Origin of the sequence: Nocardiopsis sp. RV163, assembly GCF_001029525.1 — a bacterium.
GTDB lineage: Bacteria > Actinomycetota > Actinomycetes > Streptosporangiales > Streptosporangiaceae > Nocardiopsis > Nocardiopsis dassonvillei.
Genome location: NZ_LEKI01000198.1, coordinates 1 through 8,889, shown reverse-complemented (window position 1 = coordinate 8,889; position 8,889 = coordinate 1). Strand labels below are relative to the sequence as shown.

The window sequence follows — 8,889 nt, the reverse complement described above, 5'->3', positions numbered from 1 at the left end:
GGTCTCGTCCTCCCACGGCCGGGCGGCGGGGGCCGGGGCGTCCCAGGAGGGCGCGCCGAGGCCGTCGTCGAGCGGATCGCGCCGGTCGGCGACCGGAACGTCCTCCCACGGCTGACCAGCGGAGACACCGGAGGAAGGAGCGTCCTCCCACGGCTGACCGGACGCGCCGGGGACCGGGGCGTCCCAGGAGTGCGCGCCCCGGTCCTCGTCGACCGGTGCGCCGGAAGCCCAGGGCTGTTCGGCGGCGTAGCCGGGTGCGGAGGAGTACTCGTCCCGGGGCTGCCCGGCCTCCGGTGCGTCCCGGTCGTCCAGCGCGGGGAATTCCTGGGTCCGGGGACCGTCGGACCATGCCTCGGACCGGCCGGTGTTCCCCTCCGACGGGAACGGTACCTGGGCACTGGCCGCGACGCTCGGCAGGGGGGGCTCCTCGGCCTCTCCCGGAACCCTGGTCAGCGGCTGGTAGGCCGCGGACCCGGCGCCCGGGTAGGAGATGCCGTGGGAGACGGGGGGCGGCGGTCCGCCCAGCGCCTCCGGATAGGGCTCCACCATGGCCGGGCGGGACGAGCTCAGCCCCGCGTACCCCCCGCTGTCCGGGAAGACCGTGTCAGCGGTCCCCTCCGATTCGAGCGGGTCCTGGTAGTCCGACTGTGTGCGGTAGCGGTTCTCGCTCGGCTTGAACCACGAGTCCTCCGCGTCGGAGTCCCGCCGTTCGCCCCCGTTGTCAGTCACCTGTGCCTCTCCCGCCAGCGCAGTAGCGCCGTCTTCCGTCCGCGTCAGCGGACCCTGTGCGCGGAACGGCGGCGGTACCACCCCCCGCGAGGGGTGGCATACCGCCGCCGTCAGTCAAGCAAACCGCTTCTACCGGTTGTACGGTCCGAAGTCGTACTCCTCCAGCGGGACGGCCTCGCCCGAACCCTGTCCGAAGGTGTACTCGCTCGGCTCCTCGTACCCGGAGACCGAGTACATCGAGGCCTTGGCCTCCTCGGTCGGCTCCACCCGGATGTTGCGGTACTGCGGAATGCCGGTACCGGCCGGGATGAGCTTACCGATGATGACGTTCTCCTTGAGGCCGAGGAGCGGGTCGCTCTTGCCGTGGATCGCGTTCTCGGTGAGCACCCGGGTGGTCTCCTGGAAGGAGGCCGCGGACAGCCAGGACTCCGTGGCCAGCGAGGCCTTGGTGATACCCAGCAGCACCGGGCGCCCGGCCGCGGGCTGGCCGCCCTCGGACACGACGCGGCGGTTGATCCGCTCGAACTTCGGCCGCTCGACCATCTCACCGGGCAGCAGCTCGGTGTCGCCCGACTCCAGGATGTTCACCCGCTTGAGCATCTGGCGGACGATGATCTCGATGTGCTTGTCGTGGATGGACACACCCTGCGACTTGTACACCTCCTGGACCTCGGACACCAGGTGCTGCTGCACCGCGCGCGGGCCCTGGATGCGCAGGACCTCGTGCGGGTTGATCGCACCCTGGATCAGCTGCTGGCCGACCTTGACGTGGTCGCCGTCGGTCACGAGCAGCTGGGCGCGCATCGGGACCGGGTAGGCGATCTCGTCCGTGCCGTCGTCGGGGATGACGACGATCTTGCGGCTCTTCTCGGTGTCGTCGATCCGGATCCGGCCCTCCATCTCGGAGATCGGGGCCACACCCTTGGGGATGCGGGCCTCGAAGAGCTCCTGGACACGGGGCAGACCGTGGGTGATGTCCTGACCGGCCGAACCGCCCATGTGGAAGGTGCGCATGGTCAGCTGGGTGCCGGGCTCACCGATGGACTGGGCCGCGATGATGCCGATCGCCTCACCGACGTCCACCGGCTTGCCGGTCGCCATGGAGCGGCCGTAGCAGGTGGTGCAGACGCCGATCTTGGCCTCGCAGACCAGCGACGAGCGCACGCGGACGCGGGCGATCCCGGCCTCGATGAGCTTGTCGATGTTCTGCTCGGAGGTGTCGCTCAGAGCCGGGAGGACGACGTTGCCCTCCGCGTCCACCGCGTCCTCGGCGATCGTGCGGCCGAAACCGGTGTTCTCGACGTTGTGCTTGCGCACGACGACGCCGGCGGCGTTCTTCTCGCCGATCTCGTGCCAGAGCGAGCGCTCCGTGCCGCAGTCGATCTCACGGACGATGACGTCCTGCGCGACGTCCACCAGACGACGGGTCAGGTAACCCGAGTCGGCGGTACGCAGGGCGGTGTCGGCCAGACCCTTGCGCTGGCCGTGCGTGGAGATGAAGTACTCCAGCACGGACAGGCCCTCGCGGTAGGAGGACTTGATCGGACGCGGGATCGTCTCACCCTTGGTGTTGGAGACCAGGCCGCGGATACCCGCAATCTGGCGCACCTGCATCGGGTTGCCTCGGGCACCGGACTGGACCATCATCCACACCGGGTTGTCGGCGGGGAAGTTGTTCTCCATGTCCTGGGCGACCTCGGTGGTGGCCTGCGTCCACACCTCGGTGAGCTCCTGACGGCGCTCGTCGTCGGTGATGAGACCGCGGTCGTACTCGCGCTGGATCTTGTCCGCCTTGCGCTCGTACCCCTCCAGGATCTCGGTCTTGCGCGGCGGCGCGACGACGTCCTCGATGCCGATGGTCAGACCGGACCGGGTGGCCCAGTGGTAACCGGCGTCCTTGAGGGCGTCCAGCGTCGTGGCGACCTGGACCTTGGGGTAGTTCTCGGCGAGGTCGTTGACCAGCGTCGAGACCTGCTTCTTGCCCACCTGGAAGTTGACGTACGGGTAGTCGACCGGGGTGGTCTCGTTGAACAGGTACCGCCCCAGGGTGGTCTCCAGGGTGTACGGCTCCCCCGGCGTCCAGCCCTCCGGCGGCGTCCAGTCCTTGGGACCGGGGGCGCCGTCGGCGATCCGGAGTTTGATCCTGGCCTGGAGGTCGAGGTCCCCCAGGTCGTAGGCCATGATGCCCTCGGCCGGGGAGAGGAACGAGCGCCCCTCGCCCTTGGCTCCGGCCTTCTCCGTCGTCAGGTAGAACAGGCCGATGATCATGTCCTGGGTGGGCATGGTCACGGGCTTGCCGTCGGACGGCTTGAGGATGTTGTTGGTGGCCAGCATCAGCAGCCGCGCCTCGGCCTGGGCCTCCGCGGACAGCGGCAGGTGCACGGCCATCTGGTCACCGTCGAAGTCGGCGTTGAACGCCGTGCACACGAGCGGGTGGATCTGGATGGCCTTGCCCTCGACCAGCTGCGGCTCGAAGGCCTGGATGCCCAGGCGGTGCAGCGTCGGGGCGCGGTTGAGCAGAACCGGGTGCTCGGTGATGACCTCTTCGAGGACGTCCCACACGACCGGGCGGGACCGCTCGACCATGCGCTTGGCGCTCTTGATGTTCTGCGCGTGGTTCAGGTCCACCAGGCGCTTCATCACGAAGGGCTTGAACAGCTCCAGCGCCATCTGCTTGGGCAGGCCGCACTGGTGCAGCTTGAGCTGCGGGCCGACCACGATGACCGAACGGCCCGAGTAGTCGACTCGCTTGCCCAGCAGGTTCTGGCGGAAGCGGCCCTGCTTGCCCTTGAGCATGTCGGACAGCGACTTGAGCGGACGGTTGCCCGGCCCGGTGACCGGGCGGCCCCGGCGGCCGTTGTCGAACAGCGCGTCGACGGCCTCCTGGAGCATCCGCTTCTCGTTGTTGACGATGATCTCGGGCGCGCCGAGGTCGAGCAGCCGCTTGAGGCGGTTGTTGCGGTTGATGACACGGCGGTACAGGTCGTTGAGGTCGGAGGTCGCGAAGCGGCCACCGTCCAGCTGCACCATGGGACGCAGGTCCGGCGGGATGACCGGGATGCAGTCCAGCACCATGCCCATGGGGCTGTTGGTGGTGTTGAGGAACGCCGAGACGACCTTGAGCCGCTTCAGGGCGCGGGCCTTCTTCTGGCCCTTGCCGGTGCGGATGATCTCCCGGAGCCTCTCGGCCTCCACGTCCAGCTCGAAGTTGGCCAGCCGGTCCTGGATGGCCTGGGCGCCCATGCCGCCGCGGAAGTACTTTCCGAAGCGGTCCCGCATCTCGCGGTAGAGCATCTCGTCGCCCTCGAGGTCCTGGACCTTGAGGTTCTTGAACCGGTTCCAGACCTCGTCGAGGCGGTCGATCTCGCGCTGGGCGCGGTCGCGCAGCTGGCGCATCTCGCGCTCGGCGCCCTCGCGCACCTTGCGGCGGGCGTCGCCCTTGGCCCCCTGCTCCTCCAGCTCGGCGAGGTCGGCCTCCAGCTTGCGGTGGCGGTCCTCGACCGTGGAGTCGCGGCGCTGCTCCAGGTGCTGCTTCTCGACCGAGATCCGCGCCTCCAGGGACTGGAGGTCGCGCTCACGGGCCTCGGTGTCCACCCACGTGACCATGTAGGCGGCGAAGTAGATGATCTTCTCGAGATCCTTCGGCGCCAGGTCCAGCAGGTAGCCCAGGCGGGAGGGCACGCCCTTGAAGTACCAGATGTGCGTGACGGGAGCGGCCAGCTCGATGTGGCCCATCCGCTCACGGCGCACCTTGGCGCGGGTCACCTCGACGCCGCAGCGCTCACAGATGATGCCCTTGAAGCGGACGCGCTTGTACTTGCCGCAGTAGCACTCCCAGTCGCGGGTCGGACCGAAGATCTTCTCGCAGAAGAGTCCGTCCTTCTCCGGCTTGAGGGTGCGGTAGTTGATGGTCTCGGGCTTCTTGACCTCGCCGTGCGACCACTGGCGGATGTCGTCGGCCGTGGCCAGGCCGATGCGCAGCTCGTCGAAGAAGTTGACGTCGAGCACTTAATTCGTCCCCTGCTCTCGAAGAATGCGGAAGTTAGACCTCTTCGACACTGCTCGGCTCCCGCCGACCCAGGTCGATTCCCAGTTCTTCCGCCGCGCGGAAGACGTCCTCGTCGCTGTCCCGCATCTCGATGGACATACCGTCACTGGACAGCACCTCCACGTTCAGACAGAGCGACTGCATCTCCTTGATGAGCACCTTGAAGGACTCAGGGATGCCCGGCTCGGGGATGTTCTCGCCCTTGACGATGGCCTCGTAGACCTTGACCCGGCCCACCACGTCGTCGGACTTGATGGTGAGCAGCTCCTGGAGGGCGTAGGCGGCGCCGTAGGCCTCCAGCGCCCACACCTCCATCTCACCGAAGCGCTGTCCGCCGAACTGCGCCTTACCGCCCAGCGGCTGCTGGGTGATCATGGAGTACGGGCCGGTGGAGCGCGCGTGGATCTTGTCGTCCACGAGGTGGTGGAGCTTGAGGATGTACTTGTAGCCGACGGAGATCGGCTCGGCGAAGGGCTCGCCGGTGCGGCCGTCGAACAGGCGCGCCTTGCCGTCCTCGTTGATCAGGCGGTTGCCGTCCCCGTTGGGGCGCACCGACTTGATCAGGCCGCTGAGCTCGTCGCCGTGCAGGCCGTCGAAGACCGGCGTGGCCACGCGGGAGTCCGGCGGCACGTCGGTGGCGCCGATGGCCTCCAGCGACTTCTGCCACTCCTCCTCGACCCCCTCGACCAGCCAGCCGTTCTTGGCCAGCCAGCCCAGGTGGACCTCCAGTACCTGGCCGACGTTCATGCGGCCGGGCACGCCCAGCGGGTTGAGGATGATGTCGACCGGCGTCCCGTCCTCCAGGAAGGGCATGTCCTCCTGGGGCAGGATCTTGGAGATGACGCCCTTGTTGCCGTGGCGGCCCGCGAGCTTGTCACCGTCGGTGATCTTGCGCTTCTGGGCCACGTAGACGCGGACCATCTCGTTGACGCCGGGGGCGAGCTCGTCGCCTTCCTCGCGGCTGAACACGCGGACGCCGATGACCTTGCCGGTCTCGCCGTGCGGCACCTTGAGCGAGGTGTCGCGGACCTCGCGCGCCTTCTCGCCGAAGATCGCGCGCAGCAGGCGCTCCTCCGGGGTCAGCTCGGTCTCGCCCTTGGGCGTGACCTTGCCGACGAGGATGTCGCCGTCCACGACCTCGGCGCCGATGCGGATGATGCCCCGGTCGTCGAGGTCGGCCAGGACCTCCTCGCTGACGTTGGGGATCTCGCGGGTGATCTCCTCCGGGCCCAGCTTGGTGTCGCGGGCGTCGACCTCGTGCTCCTCGATGTGGATCGAGGAGAGGACGTCGTCCTGCACCAGGCGCTGGGAGAGGATGATCGCGTCCTCGTAGTTGTGGCCCTCCCAGGACATGTACGCCACGAGCAGGTTCTTGCCCAGCGACATCTCACCCTGGTCGGTGGAGGGGCCGTCCGCGAGGACCTGGCGCTCCTCGACCCGCTGGCCCTCGGCCACGATCGGCCGCTGGTTGAAGCAGGTGCCCTGGTTGGAGCGCTGGAACTTGCCCATGCGGTACGTCTTGCGCGTGCCGTCGTCGGCCATGACGGTGACGTAGTCGGCGGTGACGTCCTCGACGACGCCGGCCTTGTGCGCCAGGACGACCTCGCCGGCGTCGGTGGCGGCGCGGTACTCCATGCCGGTGCCGACGAACGGCGACTCGGCCATCAGCAGCGGCACCGCCTGGCGCTGCATGTTCGAGCCCATGAGGGCGCGGTTGGCGTCGTCGTGCTCCAGGAACGGGATCATGGCGGTGGCCACCGACACCATCTGGCGCGGCGACACGTCCATGTAGTCGACCTCGTCCGTGCTGACCTGCTCGAACTCACCGCCCTTGCGGCGCACGAGCACACCGGCCTCGGCGAAGGAGCCGTCGGGGTTCATCGGCGTGTTGGCCTGCGCGATGACGTGGAGGTCCTCCTCGTCAGCGGTCAGGTAGTCGACCTGGTCGGAGACCTTGCCGTCGATGATGCGGCGGTACGGGGTCTCCACGAAGCCGAAGGAGTTGACCCGGCCGTAGGCGGCGAGCGAGCCGATCAGACCGATGTTCGGTCCCTCGGGCGTCTCGATCGGGCACATGCGGCCGTAGTGCGAGGGGTGCACGTCGCGGACCTCGAAGCCCGCGCGCTCGCGGGACAGGCCGCCCGGGCCCAGCGCGGAGAGGCGGCGCTTGTGGGTCAGGCCCTCCAGCGGGTTGGTCTGACCCATGAACTGCGACAGCTGCGAGGTGCCGAAGAACTCCTTGATGGAGGCCACGACCGGACGGATGTTGATCAGGGTCTGCGGCGTGATCGCCTCGACGTCCTGTGTGGTCATCCGCTCGCGGACGACGCGCTCCATGCGGGCCAGGCCCAGGCGGACCTGGTTCTGGATGAGCTCGCCGACGGTGCGCAGGCGGCGGTTGCCGAAGTGGTCGATGTCGTCGGTCTCGATCGGACGGGGACCGTTGGCGGTCTCCTTCTCGGTCTCACCCGCGTGCAGGCGGACGAGGTAGTCGATCGTGGCGACGATGTCCTCTTCGGTGAGGGTGCCCTGCCGGTAGTCCGTGTCCAGACCGAGCTTCTTGTTGATCTTGTACCGGCCGACCTTGGCCAGGTCGTAGCGCTTGGGGTTGAAGTACAGGTTCTCCAGCAGCGCCTGGGCCGACTCCTTCGTGGGCGGCTCGCCGGGACGCAGCTTGCGGTAGATGTCCAGCAGCGCGTCGTCGGTGCCCGCGGTGGGGTCCTTCTCCAGCGTGTTGCGGATGGACTCGTACTGGCCGAAGCGCTCCAGGATCTGGTCGGTGGTCCAGCCCAGCGCCTTGAGCAGGACGGTGACGCCCTGCTTGCGCTTGCGGTCGATGCGGACGCCGACGAAGTCGCGCTTGTCGACCTCGAACTCCAGCCAGGCGCCGCGGGACGGGATGACCTTGCAGCCGTAGAGGTCCTTGTCCGAGGTCTTGTCGACGGACTTGTCGAAGTACACGCCCGGGGAGCGCACCAGCTGGGACACGACGACGCGCTCGGTGCCGTTGATGATGAAGGTGCCGGTCTCGGTCATGAGCGGGAAGTCGCCCATGAACACCGTCTGGCTCTTGATCTCACCGGTGTCGTTGTTGATGAACTCCGCCGTGACGAACATCGGGGCGGAGTAGGTCATGTCCCTGTCCTTGCACTCATCCTCTGAGTACTTGGGCGGCTCGAACCGGTGGTCGCGGAACGACAGGGACATCGTGCCCGAGAAGTCCTCGATCGGGCTGATCTCCTCGAAGATCTCTTCGAGACCGGACTGCTCCGGAACGTCCTTGCGGCCAGCGTTTCGGGCCGTCTCAACCCGGGTCTTCCACCTGTCGTTGCCCAGCAGCCAGTCGAACGACTCGGTCTGAAGGGCGAGGAGGTTCGGGACCTCCAGTGGTTCCTGGATACGGGCGAAGGAAACGCGGTGCGGACCAAGGGCGTTAGCGGAGGCGTTGCGCGAGGCTGCCAACAGGGGTCCTTCCGAAGGCTTGTGGCGGTTGAAGCGCGCACGCCAGACGATCCGTCACGAGAAGGACCGCCGCAACGCGGTTGAGACGGTCACATCGAGCGGGAGCGGGCCACCGGAATGTCCGGAAAAATGGAGTGGCGGCAGCCTTCACCGGCACAGGGATCACCAAAGGGCAGCGCAAAAGAGCAGTGTAGCCGAACACCACACCGCTGTCCACTCACGGTCCACAGCGCCACTCACGACACCGGCAGGATCACCCCTGGAGGGCGATCCGTCAAGCCCGCTCCCGGCGGATGGGCCCGGATCCCGGCTGTCCGGAACGGTCCGACGACCTCGTCGGTGGACTGGTGCGCCTGCCCTGGCCCGGGGGTCGGGAGCCAACGACATCCGAAGGATTCCCCCGCCTCAGGCGGGTAAACACGTCCTCCGGGCCTCAGCGGGTTTCCCGGGACGGGAGATTAGCGCGTCCGGGGGACAGTTCGCACACGCACCCCCGGTTCCGAAACCTGCCGGATCCCCCTCAGCTTCGCACAGGGGACGGGACGAGCGGTGGCGGACACGGCGGGGCCCGGGCAAAGGACTCCGGCCCCGCCGCAGGTCAGCACGGAACCGGAGGACCCGCCGCCCGGGCACGGGCGGCGGGGGCGGAG

3 protein-coding genes are annotated in these 8,889 nt (G+C 68.1%); all 3 read right to left on the bottom strand.

Annotated elements, in window-relative coordinates:
- A partial coding sequence (locus ABD54_RS23710; protein ID WP_047871751.1) for a hypothetical protein occupies window positions 1-729 on the bottom strand: 729 nt, incomplete at its 3' end.
- A gap of 129 nt (window positions 730-858) precedes the next feature.
- Window positions 859-4,737, bottom strand: a complete 3,879-nt coding sequence (locus ABD54_RS23705) for a DNA-directed RNA polymerase subunit beta' (RefSeq protein WP_047871750.1) — start codon at window positions 4,735-4,737, stop codon at window positions 859-861.
- A 34-nt stretch (window positions 4,738-4,771) separates the two neighbouring features.
- A complete protein-coding gene (gene rpoB / locus ABD54_RS23700) occupies window positions 4,772-8,239 on the bottom strand; it encodes a DNA-directed RNA polymerase subunit beta (RefSeq protein WP_047871749.1) in 3,468 nt (1,155 codons plus the stop codon).
- Window positions 8,240-8,889: the final 650 nt, after the last annotated feature.